This is a genomic window from Bacillus thuringiensis, assembly GCF_001595725.1.
Classification (GTDB): Bacteria; Bacillota; Bacilli; order Bacillales; family Bacillaceae_G; genus Bacillus_A; species Bacillus_A thuringiensis_K.
Window position 1 is genome coordinate 3139426 of the sequence record NZ_CP014282.1, and the last position, 23319, is coordinate 3162744.

Below are 23319 nucleotides of genomic sequence, written 5' to 3' on the forward strand. Positions count from 1 at the left end.
GAATACAGAGGATCTATCTTCTTATTGAATATTTGACAGTATACGTTCAGCACCTAATTTTAACATTTTAATAAAAATATAATTTACAATCGTAAACATTACAAATAAAACGATAAACATAACCCACAGTCCGACATGAAGGAAGAAGTATAATACACTTACTCCCCCCACAATAATTAAAGCTATTAAAATATTAACTAAAAAATTCCACAAAGTTGTATATCGACTTTTAAATAATTTCTGCTCTGTATCCCAATGAATATCTGCAGTTTGTGCGTCCCAGCGTGTTCCGATTAAATTAATTAACAATAAACCGTTCGCACTTAATAAGAACCAAAGAACCATAAATACTGGAGAAATTCCCGCTACAACTGCCATCGTAATACCGAATACTGCTAAAATAATTACATTAATTAACCAAGCAGTGATTGCTTTCGCAAAAAAGATATCCGAAGCCTTTACTGGTAAATAACGATTCACAAACCAAGAGCTTCCATCTCGCGAAAATGACGTTGTTGCAATGACGTTACTACCCATTAAAAATAACGATGCACAAAGGCCAACACCAATTGCAAATCCCGTTGTCTCTGGATTGTTAATATACTCTGTAATAAACTTTAAATTTCCATCTTGCACAAATAAAATAAAGAACAACATAATTGGCATAACGAAAGTTTGTACAATGCAATTTAAGAAAAATTGTGGTGTACGGAATAACGTTTTAAATTCTTTTTTCACATACGCTTTTAAATGCGAACTTTGTACTGTTGATTTCTGTAAACCTTCCGCGGAAATAACTTGTTTCTTTGCTGTACTCGTTGAAAGTCCAATAACCCCTTTTAAATATGTACGCTCTGCAATGTAATAAAACAACACAAAGAAGACAAATGAAATAACTGCAAAGATTATTACATATAAAGGTCCCTTCCAATTTGCATTTTCTACTAATGCCACTGCTCCAAAATATGTAGTTGGAAAATAATTTGTCATTTGTACTAAAAGAGAAGATTGATTATTTACAAGATATTCCGCAGCCCCGTCTCCAGAAAACGCACTTTTATTTCTCCACTGCATAAATACGTTAATTCCTACAATAAATAATATACTTACGATTCCAATAAATATATTTCCTCGATCTTTATTTTTCGCTATATTTGTATACCTCATAATAATTGTCATCAGTAACGAAGCTAATACTAACGGCACGATTGGGAAGAGTAAGTAAATAAAAATCATATATATGTAATATGTAATAAATGCGCCACTTTTTAAACCGTATGTAATGAAGATTGGTAATAAAATAAATGAACTCATTACGTATTGTGTAATTAATACCGTTAAAAATTTTGCCGAAATAATTTGCGCTGGTTTTAATGGTAACGGAAGTAACATTTCAATGTCATTGCTGTAGTAAAATACAGTTAAAATGTTCGTTATACTCATTAAAAATACCCATATACTCGCAATCGCAAGTCCCATTGCAATAATCATTCCCGGCCCTTGCCCTAATTGTTTCAGACCTTCATACATTCCGTGCGTCATCGAACCAAATATTAAAAAGCCAACAAATAAAATAGCTGCAAATGAAAATAAATACGCCCATCGCTTCTTCTTATCTGTTATAAAATCTGCGTAATTTAACTTTAATAGTACCTTCGTTAACGTCCAAATTTTACTCATTGCCCGTCATCTCCAAGAACATTTTTTCAAGTGATTCATTGGATTTAAAATGATCTCTCATTTCATCTAAATTTCCTTTAAACTGCAAATTCCCCTTATTAATGATAGCAACCCGGTCACATATTTTTTCTGCCACTTCTAATACGTGTGTAGAGAAAAATACAATCTTTCCTTTATCCGCATGCTCTCTCATCATTTCTTTTAAAATATATGCAGATTTCGGATCAAGTCCTGTTAATGGTTCATCTAAAATCCATACATCTGGCTCATGCACGAGCACACCAATAATAACGATTTTTTGTCTCATACCGTGCGAATAACTTTGAATTTGATCAGATAAAGCATTATAAAGATCAAACTTCTTTGCTAAAGATTCTATTCGTTCTTGTCTTACTTCTTTCGGCACTTCATACATATCAGCCATAAAGTTTAAATATTCAATTCCTTTTAAACGTAAAAACATATCTGGACTATCCGGCACATAACCAAACGTCTTCTTCGCTTCCATCGGCTCTTCCATAATATTTTTTCCGTTAATCGTAATAGTCCCTTTGTCCACCCCATGAATACCAGTAATCATCTTAATTGTCGTTGATTTACCCGCACCATTCGGTCCTAAAAATCCAAAGATTTCGCCGCTAGGTACAGATAAACTTAAATCTTTTACGGCATAAGTAGACCCATTATAACTTTTTGACACATTCGTAATTTCAATCATTCCATCCAATCCTTTCCTTAATTACCAAATAACTATATTGATATTATAGCATACTTATATTTTTAGATTTTGTATTTTTCAGTTTTTAACCTTTAAAATAAATATACAGACCTAACCCAACGATTAAAACGACAGCTAGTATAATATAAATCATCGTAAGCCTTCTAATATTCCCTTTTGTCGCTTTACTATAATTTGCATCACCCTTTCGCCCAATTAACACCGTCACGACTACAGTAATGACTACAAGTAATACAACGATCATGATCCAATTTAGCATACCTTCCTACCCCTCCTTACAACCATTTTACAATATTATCCTCTTTATTTCGCAGTATATTTCCTCTTTTTACTATTATTATGAAGCAAACTGGAAAACTATTATTACCATTCCTATCCATACGTGATTTATTTATAACATAACGTGATTTATTTATAACATAATGAGGAGGAACTATCATGAAAACAACTTGGATAAAATATTTAGGATTTCTTGGTTTCTTCGGTTTTCTTGGCTTTTTTTATGAAAAAGGATTGTTTACTATGTTCTGTTTCTTCTCCTTTTTCACATCGTATAGAACAGTTCAACACGATGAACTGTTTGAACAAATTGTCAATAAATCGTGCCGCAATGCATTTATCGTTACGTTACTAACTACTGCAATCATTATATTTATTGAAATGTTATTTCTAAACCCGACGCTACAAGAAATTGATATCGCTCTTATTTTCGCCACACTCATTCTTACATTCGGTTTTTCTATGTTCTTTTATGATAAACCTGTTGATGAAATGGAAGATGCACCATGGCGTTCGTAACGAAAATAAAAGAATACCGGGCCAAATTGAACATGACACAAGAAGATTTAGCGAAGAGCGTTGGTGTGCGACGTGAAACAATTAGTCATCTCGAAAAAGGAAAATATAATCCTTCCTTGCAGCTTGCTCACGATATTGCGAGGGCACTTCATAGTACGATTGATGAGGTTTTTATTTTTGAGGATAAATAAAAAATACCGGCATTCTTTTCACAAAGAATACCGGTATTTTTCATTTATACAACTATCACCCATACAAAACCGCATGAAATACGCCTAACAGTAAGTATTGATCCTTTATATATTTTTCATCATATACATTCATCTCAATGTAATACATATCTTCCTCAAGACGAATATTCCAATCTGCGATTACATAGCCTTTTCGTAATAACTTTCCCATCCCAAAAGTAGTTTTATGAACAACATATTCTTCTTTCTTATATGTAAAGGTAAATAAGAAATTTGCATCCAATAACTTTCCGTCACATACAAGTATTTCATGCTCTGCATCATGATTATCTTTATATGTTACTAAAATTCTTCTTTGACGCTGCCTACTTACATCCTTTGCAATGACGCGAATATTGTCCTTACTATCCTTTATTTCATAAATGATATTACTACCGACTTTCGGAATGAAGTCAAGCACTCTCATCAACGTATTTTTATAATAGCCCCGTACTACGCCTACTCCTTCGCTTTCATTGTAAACCTCAATAGGCACCGTATCCGCTTTACTATCACATAGTCGTTTGTAAGAAAGCTGCATCATTCGCTCTCCTCTTAAGTACTGATCAAACGTCACAGGATATTCAATCGCGCGCAGTTCTTTATTTAGCTCATACAAATAGCGTTGAACACTCTCTATTAATGTTGTAGTAGCTATACGCTCTTGCAGTTCAAATTCTTGCCAGCTGGAAGAAACATTCCATTGATTATGATCCTCTTCATAGAAGAAACTAAGAATTACCTCTTCACGGTTAGCCGTTTCATATTTCATAGGCACGTTCTGCCCATGTTGAACTTGTTCCATCCACTGACCTAAATAAATGCCCAGCTCTGCAACCTTTATACATGATTTTTGAAAAAATACGCTGTCACTCGCGCAAATCGTTACATCTCCTTCGATAAAACCCTTTGAATAAGCATCATACCGTGACTCATCCTTCTGCGGGAGATTCTTGTCTAACTCAAATAAAAACGTTAACATCCTTTATTCACCTCTAGTTGTTACACTAATCATACATGACATCGCATCACTCTGAGAAACTATTTATATACGTATATTTAATTCACGCATTATAACACGTGAATGACCTTGTATAGTAGCGTTATTTTTTGTTCTATATCTTAGTATATGAACTTATATCATCGATTTTTCAAATATATCTATCACAACTCACAATATATCAACGATTTTTTCAATATATCTATCACAACTCACAATATATCAACGATTTTTTCAATATATCGATTTTTCGACAAATATCAGCACAATTAAAATGAAGCTACCTTTTCTTCCGCCATTTCTACAATTTCTAAAATTTGTAGCAGACTCTCCACTTCATAAGTCGGATTAACACTCGTCTTATTCTCTTTCAAACTAGGATTATACCAACACGTATCAATGCCGTAATCTTCTCCGCCTTTCATATCAGAAGTTAACGAATCTCCAACTATTAGTACACTTGATTTATCAGTAATCCCAAACTTTTCAAACGCATAATCAAAAATCTCACGCGCTGGTTTTTGATGACCAACTTCTTCAGAAATAATAATGTGATCAAAGAAATTACATAAAGGTGAATTTCCGATTCTTGATTGTTGCACCTTCGTATATCCATTCGTAATAATACCTAACTTGCAATCTTGTAGATTTTCACATAATTGCACTGCACCTTCTATAAGATGTACTTCTTTCCCTAAGTTTTCAAGATATGCATCACTAAATTGCTGTGCATCTACGTCTATATTATGAAGGGCAAATAATTGTCTAAATCGATCTACCGCTAATTCACTTAGCGTAATCATTTTATTTTCTAAATCTCTCCATAATCCATTACTAATCTCTTTATAACTTGCAAGATGATCATTATACCCTGTAGGCATACCAAACTGTACAAACGCATTATGTAGTGCGTATCTTTCCGTTTCAGGGAAATCTAATAATGTATCATCTACGTCGAATAATATAACTTTGTATTTCATGATGTTCTCCTCAACTCCTATTTTAAAAGCTTCGTTCTCATTGCTTAAAATTTATTTAATTCTTTTAACTAAAGCACACTTTAATTCAATTTTTATATAACTAAAATTACACCTCTGCGTTTAATAACTTATAATCATTATTAAAGTAGGCATGTTAAATTACACCACTTTACCGTCACTTAACATAATAACACGATAGTAATATAAGTTTATATATTTCATTATGAGGCGCTTAACCTGCTCTTTATTGAATACACCATTATCTTCTATTTTCAACTACGCTATAAGTAAAAGGAGGCTAATCTGCTCAGCCTCCTTTTACTTATTAATCTTCTAGTAATAACACTTTCATTTCCTCTAACGACTCTTTCGTAAAGCCAAGTGCTTTTTCAGCATACGCTTCAACTGAACCATATTGCTTTTTCACTTCATCAATCGCAGCTTGTAAATACTCAGCACGAGCTTCGAACATCGCACCTAATATCGCTCTACTCTCATCGTTTTGTAGTTTTGCACCTAAAAAGGCCATCATTTTCTCGTTTAACTTTTCACGGAAACCGTTACTTAGTAAATAATCTTCCATTACTGTTTTCTCTGGTACACCTAGTAAAAGTAATAATAATGCTGATCCAAATCCAGTACGGTCTTTTCCAGCTGTACAGTGGTTTACTAACGGTAAGTTTTCCGGGTTTTGCGCTAAGTTTAAGAAGCTTACGAACGCCTCGTTACCACTTACGAAATCTTGATTCATTTTTACAAGGTATTCGCCTGGTTTCCCTAACATAGAAAGGTCACCAACTTGGAAAAACTCATTTATATTCAAGTCTTTCGCTAAATCTTGCATAACTGGTAAGCACACTTGACGAGCTCCTGTAATCTCAGGGTTTGGCTTATGCTTCACTTCGAAGTCTGTACGGTAATCACAAATTAACTTTAAGCCAGACTTTTGTAAATACTCAATATCCCACTCTGTTAATCCTGCTAACTCTTCAGAACGGTACAACTTGCCCCATTTTACTTTACGGCCTTCAAGCGTTTCATACCCTCCCATATCACGGAAGTTAAACGCGCCTTGTAATGGCAGTCTACGCTCAGCTACTGTCACTGCTTGTCCATTACTACCTATTAGTCTAAAATATGGACGCTCATTTTCACTTAAATTTCCAATTGTATATGATGATTCTCCATTTACCGTTGCAAGTAACTCCCCATTTTCTTCAATATGATCTGGTGAAGTACTCCAATAAATGCGAACTTCTTCTATATTATCTTCCCACTTTATATGTAACGTATTCGTTTCATTTCTTTCTACAGTTGCTTGTAGCCAATGTCTTTGCTGCTCCATTCTTTCACCAACGCTTTCTTCGTATAGTCTAATCCTTCTCTATTTTATTATAGGAATATCTACTTTGTCGTTCTCATTTTTCTTTTTATCTTACAAAGAGGCAAAAAGTTCTTTTACTTGTTCAAAATTTGTACATGGATTCCCTCGAAATACGTATGCGATTTGTTCATTACCGAGATTTTCATATACAACTGTTCCGCGATCAGGGTGCGAATAAAACTCTAACCCGTTTATAATTTGTTTTGGGCCATAGTTCATTATCCATGAAGAAACAGGATAATACGCTTTGTTTTTATGTCTACAAACCCAAAGTGCATATAGTTTATTAACTTCGTCCCAGTATACATACTGCGTTTCGTCATTTCCAAAACCGACCGATTCAAGTTTCCAACTTACCTTTTCATGAATTGACAAATTTACATAGGATACGTCATCTGGAGCATTCCACTCACGACATCTTCCTATCTCACCCATTTCACCTCTCTTCGCTTGAAAGCTTAATAAGTGAAATGGTGTATATAATATCATTTTCGCAAACTCCGTATGTAGTGGCTGTAACCCAAATAGAAATTTTCCCATTTCATCTTGCTTTACATATCCACGATCAATTGAAATTTCAATTTGTGTTTTCCATTTAGATGTAACATAACTATCTTTTCCTTTATAATTTACACCTTTCCAATACACAAGTGCTTTATATTGAAAACAATCTCCTTTTGCTTGAGAGATACAAGTGTCCGGAAATACCGGCTCCATTATATCGAGAAAAAATTCCTTTACCCGAAACATTCCAGTTGGAGTAACAACCTGAAGCCAAAAAGTCCCCCACTTTTCACCTTCATAACGTTCTGAAACTTTTTCAATCCTCCATCCTTCTAACAACACATTTGGATACAGTAAAACGAATGAATGCATGGATTGTTTTAACATATATACCCCTCCCACTAAATGAGTTCGAGAGAGTACATCATTCACCCTCCTAAAACTCCCTCACATACCGCTCAGTACAACTCAGCAACTGACATCCATTCTTTTCAAAAACATCCTTCATCCACTCATTTTTCATATTTGTCTCACCAATATAATAAGATGCACCTATTTCCTTTAAGACAAACAACGCACCTGCAAATAATGCAGCTTCATATCCCTTATTACGCATATTTGGAGTAACTGCGAAGTACATAAGTTTCCCTTCTTCTAACGTACCTCTTTCAATATGCGGGATTACAATTCCTATCGGCTTTTCATCGACATTCGCTGTTAAGCAATGTTCTTTCCATTGCTCACCAATTTCTTGTAGCATCATATGCACAAATTGATCATGAACGACTGGTTCTCCCGTCGCTTCATTCCACAGTGAATAAAAAGCCTCTTCCCCTACTTCTTCAATTAACTTAAAATCAACTTCACTTTCTATATCTTCTACTTCGTATATATCTTTAAATACAATCATGCTTTCCGTAACATATTCAAATGAATACGTTTCAAAACATTTTTTATACACATCATAATTTGGGCTTTTTGAAGAAATTTCAAAATGTAATTTTTCTAATCCATCTTTTTCAGCTTCGGCAACGCAATACTGCATCATTCCCTCTAATTGCTCTTCTGTAAAAACCTCTGCATTATTTTCTTTTATCATAATAGAAGAAGCACTTCTTCTTATTTTAAAATGTTTTTCTAACTGTTCTATCGTCGTCATATTCTTCCCTCATCTATATCATACTCGAATTTCTAATCGTTCTCCTTGCATGAGCAGGATTGTCCTTGAATATATAGAATACTAGAAAAGATCGCATCTTTAAAGTGCGGAGGAGGTTCTCCAGTGGATATTACAGCATTGCAACAACAATTAGAGCTTATACAACAAAATGACTATACGCAACTACAGCATATAGATGTAAATGAGTTAACTTTGAACATGCTTCAGTATATCGGAACGACTGATAGCTACGTTCGTTACCAACTTATATATAAATGTTTTGCGCATTTCATTCATCATGAATTCCTTATGGACGATCAGCTGAAATTACTTCTGCAAACTTGTTTAAGTGATGAGTATTTATATTGTGACATTTACTCCCCACATACAGATGGGGTTTTCACACGTTCTTACACTGTTTCGTTAATTGCGTTAATACTCCAATTCGCTAATTCGCACTACTTTTGTACAGAGGAGGATATCGAAGAAATAAAAAATAAACTCATTACATACACAAACTTAGAAACGGATTTTCGGGGCTATATCGAAAATAAAGGATGGGCTCATTGTCTTGCTCATGTATCTGATGCCTTTACTGAAATTGTTCATAATACGTATACAACTTTTGAATGGTACGAAGAATTAATTCATTGTTTATTAAATAAAATCTTTATTCCATCTGACCTTTTTCATAATAACGAAGATGAACGCATTGTTACGCCATTACTAGCAATGCTGTATCATGATTTTCCTCAAAACGAGTTAATTTCTATTATTCATAAAAAAATAAAAAGGCTTCCTCAAATTAGAAAACGCCTTTCGCTTAATGAGTATTGTATTTTATGTGCCAATATTAAAACCTTTTTACGCACATTATTTTTCAGAACAAAAGATGACCATAACTTAGCCTTTACAGCACGTAAAACAGAAAGAATGTTAAAAGAACTTCCTAACTATTATTAAATACAAGGAGCAATGACATGGGTTATATTGAAGATATGAGAAATCTAGTAGGAAATCATCCACTTATTTTAATAGGATCACACGCCATTATATTAAATGAAAAAGATGAAGTATTGCTGCAACTCCGTACAGATTTTAAACGCTGGGGCATTATTGGTGGTGCCCTAGAATATAACGAAACGTTAGAAGATGCTTTAAAACGAGAAGTGTTTGAAGAAACTGGACTTATTATTAAAAATCCAGAACTATTCCGTACATACTCAGGGCCAGACTTCTTTCAAATCTATCCAAACGGCGATCAAGTACACGGTGTACTCGTTGTTTATATTTGCCGAGAATTTCATGGTGAACTTGTATGCGATCAAAGTGAATCAAAAGAACTACGCTTCTTTTCACTTGATAAATTACCTAATAATCTTCCTCCTGTTATTGAGAGGATTATTACAGATTATCTAAAAAAATAAGGGAACGCTTAACGTTCCCTCTCAAATCCAATCTGCTTTTTAATTTCCGCTAAATTTACCTTCGCAATAGCACGTGCCCGCTCAGCACCTTTTTCTAACGCTTCATATAATAAATTTGGCTCATTCATATACATTGCGTATTTCTCCCGAGGTCCAGCTAACTCACGATCTACAACGCGAAATAACTCTTTTTTAACATCGCCCCATCCGATTCCAGTCTCATATTTTTCACGTAATGACTGTACTTCGTCTTCTGTCGCAAATTCTTTATAAATTGTAAATAAGGTTTCTAGTTCTTTCGGTTCATTTGGAAGTGAAGAATCTGTTTTGATTTTAAATATTAATTTTCGTAGTTTTTCTTGCTCTGCAAATAATGGGATCACATTTCCGTAACTTTTACTCATCTTCCTTCCGTCAAGACCAGGTAAAATAGCCCCTTCTTCTTGTATGACATACTCTGGAAGTGTAAATGTCGTGCCAAATGTATGATTAAAATACGTCGCAATATCACGAGCAATTTCAATATGCTGAATTTGGTCTTTTCCAACTGGTACATGAGTAGCTTGAAATAATAATATGTCAGCTGCCATTAAAATCGGGTACGTGTATAACCCCATATTCACTCCCGCATCGACCTCTAACCCTGCTTCTTTATTTTGCTCCACCTTCGCTTTATACGCATGAGCACGGTTCATAAGACCTTTCGGAGTTAGGCAAGCTAAAATCCAAGCTAATTCTAGAATCTCCGGCACTTCCGTTTGTCGATAAAAAATCACATCTTCTCCAAGTCCAAGCGATAGCCAAGTAGCTGCTACCTCTTTCGTATAACTACTAAACTGACTCGGATCACGCACAGCATTTAATGCATGATAATCAGCTATAAAGTACAATGCTTTTCCTTCATTATTCTTTGACATTTGTAATGCAGGTTTAATCGCACCAATATAATTTCCTAAATGCGGATAACCTGTCGGCTTAATTCCTGTTAACATTATTTTTTCACTCACACTAACTCCTCCTTTCTCAAAATAAAAAGAGCCCCTCATCCTTAAAAAAGGACGAGAGACTCCCGCGGTACCACCTTAATTAGCTATCATTAGCTCACTTCATACTTCAATAACGTGAAGTAACCGTCTTTACCTACTCATTTCAGTTAGAAGCTCCAGAGTCCATTCCATATTCATCCCTTACTGATTCTCACCACATATCAGCTCTCTGAAAAGTTTCGAATATGTACTCTTCTCTTTCATTGCTTTTTCGTTATTTTTTACAGTTTATCACATTTCACTTCTAAACAAACCCGAATTTTCTATTTTATATAGCAGGAATTTCCACTTCAATTGTCTAATGATATATAGGTTTGCAGAAATATTCGAAACAACTTTGGAGGTTTTTTCATGGTAAAATATATATCCATTTTAGGTTCCACAGGATCCATCGGCACATCTGCATTAGATGTCGTTTCAGCTCATCCTGAACATTTCAAAATCGTCGGTTTAACCGCAAATTATAATATCGATCTTCTTGAGCAACAAATCAAAACGTTTCAACCTCGTATTGTAAGCGTTGCAACAAAAGACTTAGCAGACACGCTTCGTACGCGTATTTCAGCGAATACAAAAATCACATACGGAACTGATGGCTTAATTGCGGTAGCTACTCACCCTGATTCAAATCTTGTATTAAGTTCTGTTGTCGGAGTTTCCGGACTACTTCCAACGATTGAAGCATTAAAGGCGAAGAAAGATATTGCCATCGCTAATAAAGAAACGTTAGTTGCAGCTGGTCATATCGTAACTGAACTGGCCAAGCAAAACGGATGTCGTTTAATTCCAGTCGATAGCGAACATTCAGCTATTTTCCAATGTTTAAACGGCGAAAATAATAAAGAAATTGAGAAATTAATCGTTACAGCTTCTGGCGGTGCATTCCGTGATAAAACACGTGAAGAAATGAAAACTTTACAAGCAAAAGATGCTTTAAAGCACCCAAACTGGTTAATGGGGGCAAAACTAACGATTGATTCTGCCACATTAATGAATAAAGGATTCGAAGTAATGGAAGCAAGATGGCTATTTGATATTCCTTATGAAAAAATTGATGTAATGATTCATAAAGAAAGTATTATTCATTCTTTAGTAGAGTTTATTGATGGATCAGTTATTGCGCAGCTCGGTGCTCCTGATATGAGAATGCCAATTCAATATGCGTTTCACTACCCTACTCGGCTACCTTCTTCCTATGAAAAATTAAATTTATTAGAAATTGGTAGTTTACATTTTGAAAAACCAGATTTAGAGAAGTTCCCTTGTCTACAATACGCATATGAATGTGGCAAAATTGGTGGCACTACTCCTGCTGTATTAAACGCAGCAAATGAAATTGCAAATGCACTATTCTTAAAAAATGAAATTGCCTTTTTCGATATTGAAAAAACAATTTACAAAACAGTTGAAGCTCATCATAACGTAAAAGATCCTTCACTAGATGCTATATTAGAAGCGGATCAATGGGCGCGCCAATATGCAAATGAATTGTTAATAAAAAAGAGCTAAAACAGTTCCCACTGTTTTAGCTCTTTTTTTCACGTATTCAACTTAACAAATCGATATCCGTGCGTAACTAACACTTTTAATATTGCATACCCTGGAATTGCTAAAATAATCCCCATAATTCCAAATAAATTTCCGGCAGTTAAAATGATAAATATGATTGTAATTGGGTGAATATCTAACTTTTTACCCATGACTTGCGGAGAAATAAATTTACCTTCTGCTAATTGTACGACCATCATTACGATAATTACCTTTAAAACCATTGCTGGCGAGTCAATAAATGCGATAATTAAAGCTGGTGTAATTGCAATGATTGGGCCTACGTACGGAACGATATTTACAATCATCGCTAAAATAGCGAGTAGTACCGCATATTTAATACCGATAATAAGGTAACCAATTAATAGCATAATACCGATAAATAAGCTAACGATAATTTGTCCTCTAATATACGAGCTAATCGCATAATGCATATCGTCTAGTATTCTCATCGCTGCTGGTCGTCTTTGTTCTGAAATAAACTTTAAAAAGTGATTCGGTAATTGCTCACCATCTTTTAAAAGATAGAACAATATAAACGGAACCATTACAAACGTTAAAACAACCTCTGTAACAGTACTCAAAAATCCAGTTACATTTCCTGTTACTGATGATAAAGATTTCGTAAAATCAACTGTGTAGTCTTTTACCATATTCGCAACATTAATATTTAAATTCTCCTGAATTTTACCGAGTAAATTACTTTCCCCGAATCTACGTGCTGCTTGTTCAATCTCATGACCAAAATAAGGTAAGTTATCAATTAATGCATCAATTTGATCTTTAATAATAGGGATAACCGTTACAACTAAAAATACAAATAATCCTAGTACGATTAAATATATGGAAGCTATCGATACAATTCTTGAAACACCTTTCTTTTCTAAAAGCGAAACGAATGGATGTAAAATATAGAATAGCACGCCTGCTAATAGTACTGGGAAGAAAATTGTTTTTAAAAATACGATAAACGGTGTAAAAACAAATGATATTTTTGTTAGCAATAAAATATTAATGAACAATAACGCAAATCCAAGTAATACCGCCAAATAATTTTGTTCTCTAAAAAACTTTCTTAACTTATCTCTTTTTCTTATATTTATTTTCTCCAATGAAACCACCTCTTCGAATGATGAAAAGCCCTTATTCAGGGCTCTTCATCATAATCTATATATCTATTTCTTTGCAGCTTTCACTACAAATGATACAATAAAAATTAACACGATTGCACCTAATAATGCTGGCACGACATGAATCCCACCAAATGATGGCCCAAAGGATCCAAATAATCTACCACCTAACGAAGCACCTAATAAACCTGCGATAATATTTCCGAACATACCACCTGGGAAATTTTTACCTGTTATAGAACTAGCAATTGCACCTATAATAGCACCAACTAAAAATGTGATAATCCATCCCATTTTTAGTCCTCCATTTCTATTATAGTTTGTATGATTCAATACAAACATATGTATTTATCATTGCTAATCATATTTCACTATAGAAATATATTTACTACTATTTTACATATGGAGATACATATATTATATGCAAAAAAGAAAAATATTGTCAAACTCACTCATAAAGCAATTATATTCATATACCATATTCAAAGGAGGCTTCATTATCTATGATTCTTAAGTTAAATTCCACTTCTATTGAAGTAGCAACATCCATTTTACAGGTTCAAATTCCAGCTTATAAAGTTGAAGCAGACTACTTAAATAGTACTGCCATACCTCGTTTATATGATACTGTAAGCGATATTCAAAGTTGTGGTGAAACATTCTATGGATATTTTTCTGAAAATAAACTTGTCGGTTTTATTTCTTTTGTACAAGAAGAAAAACTAATCGATATCCACAGGTTAGTTGTATCGCCCGATTTTTTTCAAAAAGGAATCGCAACGAAACTCCTAATTCATATATTTAACATGTTTCCCTCTTCAATGACATACATTGTACAAACAGGTAAAGCGAATACCCCTGCTATTACTTTATATAAAAAACACGGATTCATTACAGTATCAGATACAATACTTCCTGACGGTATGATTCTTACGCAATTAAAAAAGACAGAATACACAAAATAATTTGACTTGTTCGCTCCTTTATGTTATTTTTTACTTTATAAAACCTTTTGCTGAGTCCAAATTTTGGAGCGGGGGAACCATTTTTGTAGCTATGCTACTTGGGGCGAATCTTTTTTAAGTAGGGAAACTCTCACTTCCCGAGTCCGACAGCTAACCTCGTAAGCGTAATGGGAGAGGAAGGTGCTTTTTGCCTATGTTACACATTTTGCCTCCTTAATTATAAATATGGGATCGATATCAAATAGTCACCTATATTTATAGAAAAGGAGAATGTATTATGTTACGTTTATCTGATCACGCAATAAAAATGATGGAGCAAAGACTCCGAATTGAAAAACAACGCACATATCAAGCAAATAAAGTTGTAGATAACTTACATCACAAATACTTCTTTCAGCATATTTTCCAACCGAAAAGATGAAGAAAATGTTTATTTAATATTAAAAAACACAAGGTGTGTCTTACAAAGACATTCCTTGTGTTTTTTATATTCTTTATAAAATTCTCACTACATTTAAACTTGCTGTAATCGCACCTGCTATAGTAGTCACATGACCTACACCTAACGGGCCATTTTGTAATATTAATGTTGAATTGGCACTCGTCACATTCACAAGAAGTGTATTTGAAATGGCTGGTTCGATTACTACAGTTGATGTCGTTACGTTTTGTATAAAACTCCCTGTTAGTTGCGTTCCATTTAATAGCAACCTAACAGATACTGTCTCATTCCCACCAGTCGCGTCCCCTTGGAAATAGTAGCTTACTAAATATATTCCTGGCGTCGCTACTGTGACTGTCGTAGCACTAGTTAAAGATACACCAGTTCCATATACAGTGGATCCAGAATTAATTGGGATGTTGGCATTTGCTGCAATTGTACTTGTTGATGTAGAAAAGAAATATCCGCCACCTGTCGATATAGCAGATGATCCTGTTGCTCCTGTCAAGCCAGTTGGACCCGTAGCACCTGTTGGGCCCGTTCCCCCCGTTACCCCTGTTGCTCCAGTCATTCCTTGTATGCCTTGTATTCCGGTCGGTCCAGTTGCACCAGTCACTCCCGTCTGGCCGGTTGCACCTGTTGGACCGGTTATCCCTTGGGGACCTTGTATACCTTGTATTCCTTGCGGACCCGTTGCACCTGTATTGCCGGTCGTTCCCGTTATTCCTTGTATTCCCGTAATCCCTTGAAAACCTTGCAAACCTTGTGGTCCAGTTGCCCCGGTTGCTCCAGTAGCTCCAGTTTCACCCATTGCACCAGTAATTCCAACATTCCCTTGTGGGCCTTGTGGGCCTTGACTACCTTGCGCCCCTTGGACTCCTTGAGGGCCTGTTATACCGACTTCCCCTGTATTTCCTTGGGGACCTCTAATTCCTTGCGCACCTGTTGGACCGATAATTCCTTGCTCTCCTTGTATTCCTTGCACTCCTTGCGCTCCTGTTGGACCCAATATTCCTTGTAATCCTTGAGGACCTTGCAAGCCAATAGCTCCAGTCGGTCCTATTATTCCTTGCACTCCTTGAGGACCTTGTGCACCTTGTGTGCCTGTCAATCCGGTAGTCCCTTGTATCCCTTGAACACCTTGAGGACCTTGTATTCCAGCTGCTCCTGTTTCTCCTTGTATTCCTTGCACTCCTTGTATTCCTTGTGCTCCAGCAGGACCGGTTGCTCCTCGGATTCCTTGTGCACCTTGAGCTCCTTCCGCTCCTGTAACACCAGCTGGACCGGCTATCCCTTGTATTCCCACCATTCCTTGTGCTCCTGTTGGGCCTATTACACCTTGAATACCTTGAATACCTTTAGAGCCTTCTGCACCTGTTGGACCAGTTACTCCACGCGTACCTTGTATTCCTTGAGAACCTTCTGCACCCGTTGGGCCTGTTATTCCTTGGTTACCTTGAGGACCTTGTGCCCCTTGTACTCCAACTGCTCCAACTACACCTTGTGAACCTTGTGCTCCCCTTACACCTTGAGGACCGGTTGGACCTGTTATACCTTGCACTCCTTGCGCTCCAATTGGTCCTATCCCTCCGCTTACGCCTGTTGAACCAGTCGCACCCGTCGGACCGGTTGGACCTCCTGGTGGACCGGGTGGGCCAGCTGGTCCAGTCACCCCACTAGATGGACCAATTGGACCTGTTGTTCCCGTCGGACCGCCCGGCGGTCCTTCTGAGCCTTGAATACCAATGCTACCCGTCGCTCCCGTTATACCTCTTATTCCTTTTATCCCTTGAAAACCTGTTGCTCCCGTTATACCTTGTATTCCTTGCACACCTTGTGGTCCTTGTAAACCTATTGCACCTGTTATCCCCTTTATTCCACTTATACCTTGGGCACCTTGCATTCCAGTAGAACCAGTTGGACCCACTTCACCTTGTATTCCTTGTGCTCCTTGCGGGCCTTCCTTCCCAGTAATTCCTTGTATCCCTTGGAAGCCGTCTTCTCCTTGTATACCAGTAGCCCCTTGCTCTCCTTGTATTCCTTGAACACCTTGAGGACCTTGTGAACCAGTTACACCCGAGAGTCCAGTTATGCCTCTCTCTCCTTGCATTCCTTGTCCTCCTGTTTGTCCTCGCTCACCTATTTCCCCTTGTATTCCCTGTATGCCTTGTATACCTTGACTACCAGCAGGACCCGTAGCTCCTTGTATTCCTTCTAACCCTTGTACTCCAATATCACCAATTAGACCTTGGTTACCGATTAATCCTTGAGCACCTTGGAGACCAGTCGGGCCAGTTATACCTTGCTCTCCTGTACCACCAATAGCTCCTTGTATTCCTTGTGCTCCTGTTGTCCCTCGGGGACCTTGTATTCCCCTGATACCTTGAGGACCTTGGGGCCCAGTTGCTCCCGTCGGTCCAGTCACCCCTGTAGGACCAACAGGACCTTCATGCCCTCCAGTTGGACCGATTGGACCACTATTACCTGTCGGACCAGTTGCTCCTATAAGCGGAAGAGGCAGTGCCACTCCGAATTTTTTGCAATTTCTATGATGACGCACAACAATCCCCCTTCCCTAAAATCATTACACCTTTTATATGAAATGCATTTTTATAAGAAAAGTACACCTTTGACCTCATTTTTTTAAAATAAAGAAGCCTATCATTTCATCTTGGTATTATCCCCTATAGGTAGACAGTAAAAAAAGAGTCCATCTGATATGATGGACTCAATACTGTTTTATCTGGAGGAGATTTTTTTATGGCAAGAAAGGGACAATCATTTCAAAAATATACAGAAGAACTAAAGCGAGAAGCAGTTCGTCTTCGATTAGAAGAGAGAAAATCATTGCGAGAAATTCGTGAACAACTCGGTGTGAAGAGAGATGCTCAGATTATTGAGTGGGTAAAACGTGCGCAACAGGGGGAGTCCTTTGATGATCAACGTGGCGTCTGGAATCGAAAGAATTTTAATAGTCTAGAAGAAGAAAATGCTTATTTGGAGGCACAGGTTGAGTATTTAAAAAAGCGCAATCCAAATCTAAACGGGAAGGAATGGTCCTAAAGAAAGAACGATTTTCTCTTATCGATTCATTACGCCAAGCCTAGCCACTTCGATGGCTGTTTCAAATCGCGGAAGTTTCTAAGGCTGGCTACTATAAATGGCGGAAATATCATAACGTACAGCGTTTACGTCAGAAAAGGGATAGGTGGCATAAAGAACATATTTTATCTATTCATCGTCAGCACCCTTATTATGGGTATAAACGCATGACTCGTGCTTTAGCTCGAGAAGGAGTGGTAATGAATCATAAACTTGTTCGTCGTCTCATGAGAGAGCTGGATATTCAATCTATCATTCGAAAAAAATGTCCGTTTTATGGAAGAAAAACATCTGTGATATTTAAAAATCATTTGAAGAAACTGTTTTGATAATGCGTGTATCGAATCATTCTTCTCACATTTAAAAACAGAGAGGTTGTATTTAGTGCGCCCAAAAACATATGAAATGGTCTATCGAGCAATTCAAGAATATATTCAATTCTATAATACAGAAAGGTTCCAAGAAAAACTTCACGGCCTTTCCCCGATAGAATATTGGGAAAAGGCCGTGGCATAATACTCTTTTTATTACTGTCTACTTGACAGGGAGATGACCAACAGTCGAATCTTTTTATTTTTCATATTCAAGGTGATTATGTCTTTTACAACCAAATAAATAGCAAGCCCCTATATAATCAGTTTCAAACTCTAATCCTGGAACGTATCCAGATTTGATACGTTCTACCAATGTTTTATAACAATTATTCTCTTCTGTATATTCCTCAATTAACTCTTTCTTATCATTTTCTGTCCAGTTTTCTTCTACTTCTTCATTCTGAACATCTTCTATTTCTGCTGTTTTCGCTTCGATAGATTCCCGTATAACTTCATTTATACGGGAGAAATTATTCGTTTTATATAGAGCATACACAAATCTACCAATCCAATTAGGACTTTTCCAGCATTCTTTATATCCCTTTTCGAACCATTCAATTGCTTCTTTATAGCAATTCAACTCAACATATAAATCTGCTACCTTAATTTCCCCTAAAAAATTATCAGATTCCCTGTTAAAAGTATCTAACTTCTCTTTTGCTTCTGTCATTCGTTCTAAATCAATTAAACATTTTACATAGCTATACATGATATAGTCCGAATCCCCTGCAACTCGCAAGAAAAATTCTGAAGCTTTTTCCAGCTCTCCAAGGTTATAATGTGCTACAGCTACATTATGATATGCTTCATCTGATGGTTGAATCGAAATAGACTTTTGTAATGCTTCTTTCGCTTCTGTCCATTTTTCTTGTTTCATGTAAATGTCCCCTAAGATGTTATAAGGAAAGTATGAAGAAGGATTCAACTTAACAACTTCTCTTATTAATTCAAGAGCTTTATCATCATTCTCTTCCTCATAAAAGTACATCCAAGCCAGATTATTGAGAGATTGTACGTCTCTAGATTCATGTACTGCTTGTTGAAACAGTTCCATTGCTTCCTCATATTTATTTTGTTCAAACATTTCAATTGCCTTCTCATTAATGTTCAAATAAATACCTCCGAAGTAAATGAATTCATCTATTCCCTATCATTATAGTAAAATGTAAAAATTATAATTTCTATAAAAAAATTTCTTTCTCTCGTCTACATTTCGATTGAAATAGAAGCTAAAACACACGAATTTACAACAATCAGTAAATTTTTCAATCTCCCTTAAATTGGATATACACCCTGTTTTAATTTACATATTATGGTACAATTAAAAGGGTACTAACTAAACATTTACGCTCCACACTAGTAATCTAGCAATACCAATACCAAAATCAAAATTCACATGGAATTGAGGGATGTTATGAAACAGAAATTAGCTGTTCTTCTATTCACCGGAATCATATTATCCGGATGTTCAGCTATTCCAGGAAATTCTTTAGAAACTGGAAACGGCAGTATGGAATTATTAACACCAACCATTACAACAAAAGATAATGAATTAGAAATTAAGACCGAGGGCATTGATGAAAATAAAGTGACCTTTATTTATGTTGCTAATAAAAAAGTGTTGGAACAAAAGCTAAAGAATGGTGAATCCTACAAGCTTAACATTAAAGATATCGAACATGCTCATAGGACAGACTACAAACCAAAAGTTCAACTTTTGCAAACGAAAGATGATGATGATGGTGGAGAAATAGTAACCTTCAAACAAGTTAGATATACAGTTAAAAACTGATTTTAAAGTTGTTTCATTATAAATGTAACGAACGAAAATATACTTTTAACAGTAGATACATGTAAGGGGTGCTAACATGAAAAAACGATGGATTTCTTGGTGGATTGGTAACATATTTTGGATTATCGTTTTTGGAATATGGGCCACTATCATTTGGCTACGAGATTTTGATGGTGCTGGTGTTATTCAAACACCTGAAATTAAATCAATATCACTTATCGTTTTATTAATTACGTTTATCATACCGGTATTTTTTCAAATTATATGGCTAATCATTAATTTGAGAATGAGTAAAAAAAATAATTATACGATTTAGTTTTTTTGAATTAACAGATGAATATTTTTCATAAAAAAGAGAGGAATCTACATCAAAATAGATTCCTCCCTTTTACATTTGGACTTATACTGCGCTTTTACTGCAGCACTACTCCTCTTTTTTACGATGCATGTTCATCTTTCTTCTTCATTAACGCTCTTTTCTTCATCGCTTTCGTTAAATATCCACCTTTAAACGAACGAATTTCATACGAAGACATAAACGCTTTCGGTGCAATTTCATTAATAATTTCTAAAAGCTCTTTCTCTCTAGAACGCTTTGCGACGATATCTAAGCGATAACGTATAGAATTAATACCTTCGCCTTCAAATACTGTAACGCCAAATCCAGAGTGACGTAACTCATCTACTAATTCATTACAACGGTCTAGTAAACTAACTTGATACGTAATATAACCAATTGCTAATTTATTCTCTATATAACCGCCTAATAACAGTCCCGCACTAAAGCCAATGACATAGGCAACGATGTTCATCCAATTTGATAAATCTTGAAACACAATACCTAAACTGACAATGTAAATAGCTCCTTCTAACAATCCAACACCAGCAGCGGATCTTGTTTGATTCTTTACAAGCAAAATCGTACGAATTGTTAAAATTGGAACGTAAATAATTTGTAGCACAAAAATAAGTAGCGCTTGTAACATTGGTATCCACCTCTTTCAAAAAGTCTTTTGTCATAATAACATACATAACCTTTAGAAATCGATGGGTTTTTTAAAATTTTTTTATTATTTTTCATACTATTGAAAAACGCAAAAAAGAAGCGTATCATATTTGTCGTTAATTTGATTACTTGTATCATATCGCTAAACTAAAAAAGGAACCAAATTAGGTCCCTTTCATCATAGCTCTATGTTTTTCGAAGCATGTTCCCTTTGCTTCTCTTCTTCTTTCACTAACTGCATATTTGCATACGCTAAATTTGCAATCATTAAAAAGTGACCACCTAAAATACCTGTACCGAATGCCCAAATTTCCATTTCATGCTCAATTTCATACATGATTATAGCTCCTAAAATAGCAGCTGCAAATCGGTTTAAAACTCCTAATCCAGGAGACTTTTCCTTCATTACGATACTTTTTCCGAGTTTCTCCACTCTGCGAGCTAATAACCAAAGACAATAGGCGCTTACTGCTAATCCAATACCAAACCCTGTCACTTGTTTTCCAAACGGAGTAATCGTCCACATAAGTAGTAAACCACTAAAGATCACATACAATTGTAATCGATATACACGTAAGGCTTCTTGAATCAAAATATCCGCTCCTAAGTTCTCATTTTTTGTACTTTAGAAGAAAAGCAGCAACTTACACAGTTGCTGCTTTCTCTTCTTCTTGTTCTTGTTCCATCTTACGAATTTCAACACGTTTAATTTGGTAAGCGTCTTTTTCTAACACTTTAAATTCATAACCTTCTGCCTCAACGTGTTGTCCTTCTTCGATTTCATGATTTTGCATCATAATCCATCCACCGATTGTATCCACATCATCTTCTTCGATGTGTAATCCAAATAAATCTTTCACTTCTGAGATAAGCACTTTTCCATCAACAATGATATGTTGCTCGTTCACATGTTGAATTGGTGGTGCTTCATCTTCATCATATTCGTCACGAATTTCGCCGACGATTTCCTCCAAGATATCTTCAAGCGTTACAATTCCGGCTGTTCCTCCGTACTCATCATATAAAACAGCCATCGGAATTCGCTTCTTCTGCATTTGAAGTAATAAATCGTGAATTGGAGTCGTTTCCATCACTTCAATAATCGGACGCATATACGAGCGAATAGATGATAAATCTTTTTGATCCTCGGTCATATATCGAATAAAGAAATCTTTTACGTTGACCATACCGATAATATCATCTTTATCCTCTCCAAAAATCGGATAACGTGTGTATCTCTCATTTTGGATCACTTTCATGTGTTCTTCTACTGAATCTTCCAGGTAGAAACCAACGATTTCTGTTCGCGGTACCATAATCTCTTTTGCAATACGATTATCAAATTCAAAAATGTTATTTACATACTTGTATTCGGCTTGATTAATTTCGCCACTTTCATAGCTATCTGAAAGAATAAGGCGTAATTCTTCTTCGGTATGAGCTACTTCATGTTCAGAAGCCGGTTTTAAACCGAATAAACCAGTTATCACACGAGCTGAACCATTCAATACCCAAATAAATGGATACATTACTTTATAGAACATCATTAGTGGAGCTGCAAATAATAATGTTACTTTTTCAGCCTTTTGAATTGCCATCGTTTTCGGAGCCAATTCCCCTACTACAACGTGTAAATACGTCATTAACATAAAAGCAAGACCAAATGTTAATACTGATGAAATAGAAGGATTTAAGTTCCATTTCTCAAATAATGGGTGTAATAACTTTTCAATTGTCGGTTCACCTAACCAACCTAATCCCATAGCTGTCACTGTAATACCTAATTGACAAGCAGATAAATATTCATCTAAATTTGTTGTTACCTTTTTCGCTGCTAAAGCACCGCGTTTTCCTTCTGCAACAAGCTGATCAATACGACTTGAACGTACTTTTACAATCGCAAACTCAGCTGCTACGAAAAATCCAGTAAATGCGATTAAAATCGCAACCATGACTAAATTAAATATTTCCAATGAATCCCCTTAGTTAAAAAACTAAGGTGTCCACCTCCTG

The 23319-nt window shown here is 35.8% G+C and carries 25 protein-coding genes, 1 pseudogene, 1 riboswitch and 1 other annotated feature; of the genes and pseudogenes, 10 read left to right on the forward strand and 16 right to left on the reverse strand.

All coding sequences use genetic code 11. The features are described 5' to 3' along the window. Positions 1 to 21 precede the first annotated feature (21 nt). The 3 genes from AXW78_RS15755 to AXW78_RS15765 all read right to left on the reverse strand — a co-directional run bounded on the left by AXW78_RS15755 (position 22) and on the right by AXW78_RS15765 (position 2678). Positions 22 to 1680, reverse strand: coding sequence for a putative ABC transporter permease subunit (locus tag AXW78_RS15755; protein WP_061884414.1), 1659 nt, complete (start codon positions 1678 to 1680; stop codon positions 22 to 24). Next, positions 1673 to 2398 carry an ABC transporter ATP-binding protein gene (locus tag AXW78_RS15760; protein WP_000570204.1) on the reverse strand — a complete coding sequence of 242 codons (726 nt, stop codon included), beginning with the start codon at positions 2396 to 2398 and terminating at the stop codon, positions 1673 to 1675. The genes AXW78_RS15755 and AXW78_RS15760 overlap by 8 nt, the downstream gene beginning before the upstream one ends. A gap of 85 nt (positions 2399 to 2483) precedes the next feature. Then, a complete protein-coding gene (locus tag AXW78_RS15765) occupies positions 2484 to 2678 on the reverse strand; it encodes a hypothetical protein (protein WP_061884415.1) in 195 nt (64 codons plus the stop codon). A 179-nt stretch (positions 2679 to 2857) separates the two neighbouring features. On the opposite strand from AXW78_RS15765, the gene AXW78_RS15770 reads away from it, so the two are divergent. Then, the gene (locus tag AXW78_RS15770) at positions 2858 to 3217 is read left to right on the forward strand and encodes a DUF3796 domain-containing protein (protein WP_000859206.1); all 360 of its coding nucleotides are present in this window, start codon (positions 2858 to 2860) and stop codon (positions 3215 to 3217) included. After that, complete coding sequence (locus tag AXW78_RS15775; RefSeq protein ID WP_000896305.1) at positions 3205 to 3408, forward strand: helix-turn-helix transcriptional regulator; 204 nt, start codon at positions 3205 to 3207, stop codon at positions 3406 to 3408. The genes AXW78_RS15770 and AXW78_RS15775 overlap by 13 nt, the downstream gene beginning before the upstream one ends. 55 nt (positions 3409 to 3463) lie before the next feature. Here AXW78_RS15775 and AXW78_RS15780 read toward each other — a convergent pair whose 3' ends face one another. The 5 genes from AXW78_RS15780 to AXW78_RS15800 form a co-directional block, all read right to left on the reverse strand. After that, the gene (locus AXW78_RS15780; RefSeq protein WP_000955115.1) at positions 3464 to 4429 is read right to left on the reverse strand and encodes a tubby C-terminal domain-like protein; all 966 of its coding nucleotides are present in this window, start codon (positions 4427 to 4429) and stop codon (positions 3464 to 3466) included. A gap of 287 nt (positions 4430 to 4716) precedes the next feature. Then, positions 4717 to 5427 carry a YjjG family noncanonical pyrimidine nucleotidase gene (locus AXW78_RS15785; RefSeq protein WP_061884416.1) on the reverse strand — a complete coding sequence of 237 codons (711 nt, stop codon included), beginning with the start codon at positions 5425 to 5427 and terminating at the stop codon, positions 4717 to 4719. Between the two features lie 325 nt (positions 5428 to 5752). Beyond that, the gene (locus AXW78_RS15790; RefSeq protein ID WP_046945755.1) at positions 5753 to 6772 is read right to left on the reverse strand and encodes a tyrosine-protein phosphatase; all 1020 of its coding nucleotides are present in this window, start codon (positions 6770 to 6772) and stop codon (positions 5753 to 5755) included. A 90-nt stretch (positions 6773 to 6862) separates the two neighbouring features. Then, positions 6863 to 7702, reverse strand: coding sequence for a hypothetical protein (locus AXW78_RS15795; RefSeq protein ID WP_061884417.1), 840 nt, complete (start codon positions 7700 to 7702; stop codon positions 6863 to 6865). 49 nt (positions 7703 to 7751) lie between these two features. Then, positions 7752 to 8474 carry a GNAT family N-acetyltransferase gene (locus tag AXW78_RS15800; protein WP_000207421.1) on the reverse strand — a complete coding sequence of 241 codons (723 nt, stop codon included), beginning with the start codon at positions 8472 to 8474 and terminating at the stop codon, positions 7752 to 7754. A 123-nt stretch (positions 8475 to 8597) separates the two neighbouring features. Here AXW78_RS15800 and AXW78_RS15805 point away from each other — a divergent pair, with 123 nt between their 5' ends. After that, positions 8598 to 9437, forward strand: coding sequence for a DUF2785 domain-containing protein (locus tag AXW78_RS15805; protein ID WP_000355454.1), 840 nt, complete (start codon positions 8598 to 8600; stop codon positions 9435 to 9437). A gap of 17 nt (positions 9438 to 9454) precedes the next feature. Continuing rightward, on the forward strand, positions 9455 to 9901 hold the full coding sequence (locus tag AXW78_RS15810) for an NUDIX hydrolase (protein WP_000540455.1): 447 nt from the start codon (positions 9455 to 9457) through the stop codon (positions 9899 to 9901). A gap of 8 nt (positions 9902 to 9909) precedes the next feature. On the opposite strand, the gene AXW78_RS15815 is transcribed toward AXW78_RS15810, so the two are convergent. Then, entirely contained in the window at positions 9910 to 10908 is a 999-nt protein-coding gene (locus AXW78_RS15815; RefSeq protein ID WP_061884418.1) for a tryptophan--tRNA ligase, read from the reverse strand. 44 nt (positions 10909 to 10952) lie between these two features. Continuing rightward, positions 10953 to 11160 (reverse strand) — a binding site (T-box leader). Positions 11161 to 11298: 138 nt separating this feature from the next. Between AXW78_RS15815 and AXW78_RS15820 the strand changes: the two genes are divergently transcribed. Next, entirely contained in the window at positions 11299 to 12456 is a 1158-nt protein-coding gene (locus AXW78_RS15820) for a 1-deoxy-D-xylulose-5-phosphate reductoisomerase (protein WP_000241796.1), read from the forward strand. Positions 12457 to 12485: 29 nt separating this feature from the next. Here AXW78_RS15820 and AXW78_RS15825 read toward each other — a convergent pair whose 3' ends face one another. Both AXW78_RS15825 and AXW78_RS15830 read right to left on the reverse strand, forming a co-directional pair. After that, on the reverse strand, positions 12486 to 13607 hold the full coding sequence (locus tag AXW78_RS15825; RefSeq protein WP_000411482.1) for an AI-2E family transporter: 1122 nt from the start codon (positions 13605 to 13607) through the stop codon (positions 12486 to 12488). Between the two features lie 63 nt (positions 13608 to 13670). Then, positions 13671 to 13919 carry a GlsB/YeaQ/YmgE family stress response membrane protein gene (locus AXW78_RS15830; RefSeq protein WP_000539714.1) on the reverse strand — a complete coding sequence of 83 codons (249 nt, stop codon included), beginning with the start codon at positions 13917 to 13919 and terminating at the stop codon, positions 13671 to 13673. A 209-nt stretch (positions 13920 to 14128) separates the two neighbouring features. Between AXW78_RS15830 and AXW78_RS15835 the strand changes: the two genes are divergently transcribed. After that, the gene (locus AXW78_RS15835) at positions 14129 to 14590 is read left to right on the forward strand and encodes a GNAT family N-acetyltransferase (RefSeq protein WP_061884419.1); all 462 of its coding nucleotides are present in this window, start codon (positions 14129 to 14131) and stop codon (positions 14588 to 14590) included. A gap of 38 nt (positions 14591 to 14628) precedes the next feature. Next, positions 14629 to 14771: riboswitch (cyclic di-AMP (ydaO/yuaA leader) on the forward strand. Positions 14772 to 14867: 96 nt separating this feature from the next. Next, positions 14868 to 15011, forward strand: coding sequence for a hypothetical protein (locus tag AXW78_RS34455; RefSeq protein WP_000945243.1), 144 nt, complete (start codon positions 14868 to 14870; stop codon positions 15009 to 15011). A gap of 73 nt (positions 15012 to 15084) precedes the next feature. Here AXW78_RS34455 and AXW78_RS15845 read toward each other — a convergent pair whose 3' ends face one another. Further along, the gene (locus AXW78_RS15845; protein ID WP_061884420.1) at positions 15085 to 17592 is read right to left on the reverse strand and encodes a collagen-like protein; all 2508 of its coding nucleotides are present in this window, start codon (positions 17590 to 17592) and stop codon (positions 15085 to 15087) included. 200 nt (positions 17593 to 17792) lie between these two features. Between AXW78_RS15845 and AXW78_RS32505 the strand changes: the two are divergent. After that, positions 17793 to 18650, forward strand: a pseudogene (locus tag AXW78_RS32505) (IS3 family transposase). Positions 18651 to 18704: 54 nt separating this feature from the next. On the opposite strand, the gene AXW78_RS15860 reads toward AXW78_RS32505, so the two are convergent. Beyond that, the gene (locus AXW78_RS15860; RefSeq protein ID WP_001024460.1) at positions 18705 to 19619 is read right to left on the reverse strand and encodes a tetratricopeptide repeat protein; all 915 of its coding nucleotides are present in this window, start codon (positions 19617 to 19619) and stop codon (positions 18705 to 18707) included. Between the two features lie 285 nt (positions 19620 to 19904). Between AXW78_RS15860 and AXW78_RS15865 the strand changes: the two genes are divergently transcribed. Next, positions 19905 to 20300, forward strand: coding sequence for a hypothetical protein (locus AXW78_RS15865; RefSeq protein ID WP_074593361.1), 396 nt, complete (start codon positions 19905 to 19907; stop codon positions 20298 to 20300). A gap of 76 nt (positions 20301 to 20376) precedes the next feature. Next, complete coding sequence (locus AXW78_RS15870; RefSeq protein WP_000747686.1) at positions 20377 to 20616, forward strand: DUF3923 family protein; 240 nt, start codon at positions 20377 to 20379, stop codon at positions 20614 to 20616. A gap of 121 nt (positions 20617 to 20737) precedes the next feature. Here the strand turns inward: AXW78_RS15870 and AXW78_RS15875 are convergent, their stop codons facing one another. The 3 genes from AXW78_RS15875 to AXW78_RS15885 form a co-directional block, all read right to left on the reverse strand. Further along, positions 20738 to 21286, reverse strand: coding sequence for a DUF2179 domain-containing protein (locus AXW78_RS15875; protein ID WP_000938438.1), 549 nt, complete (start codon positions 21284 to 21286; stop codon positions 20738 to 20740). A 198-nt stretch (positions 21287 to 21484) separates the two neighbouring features. Beyond that, the gene (locus AXW78_RS15880) at positions 21485 to 21898 is read right to left on the reverse strand and encodes an ATP synthase subunit I (RefSeq protein ID WP_000613879.1); all 414 of its coding nucleotides are present in this window, start codon (positions 21896 to 21898) and stop codon (positions 21485 to 21487) included. 52 nt (positions 21899 to 21950) lie between these two features. Further along, a complete protein-coding gene (locus AXW78_RS15885) occupies positions 21951 to 23279 on the reverse strand; it encodes a hemolysin family protein (protein WP_000402275.1) in 1329 nt (442 codons plus the stop codon). Positions 23280 to 23319: the final 40 nt, after the last annotated feature.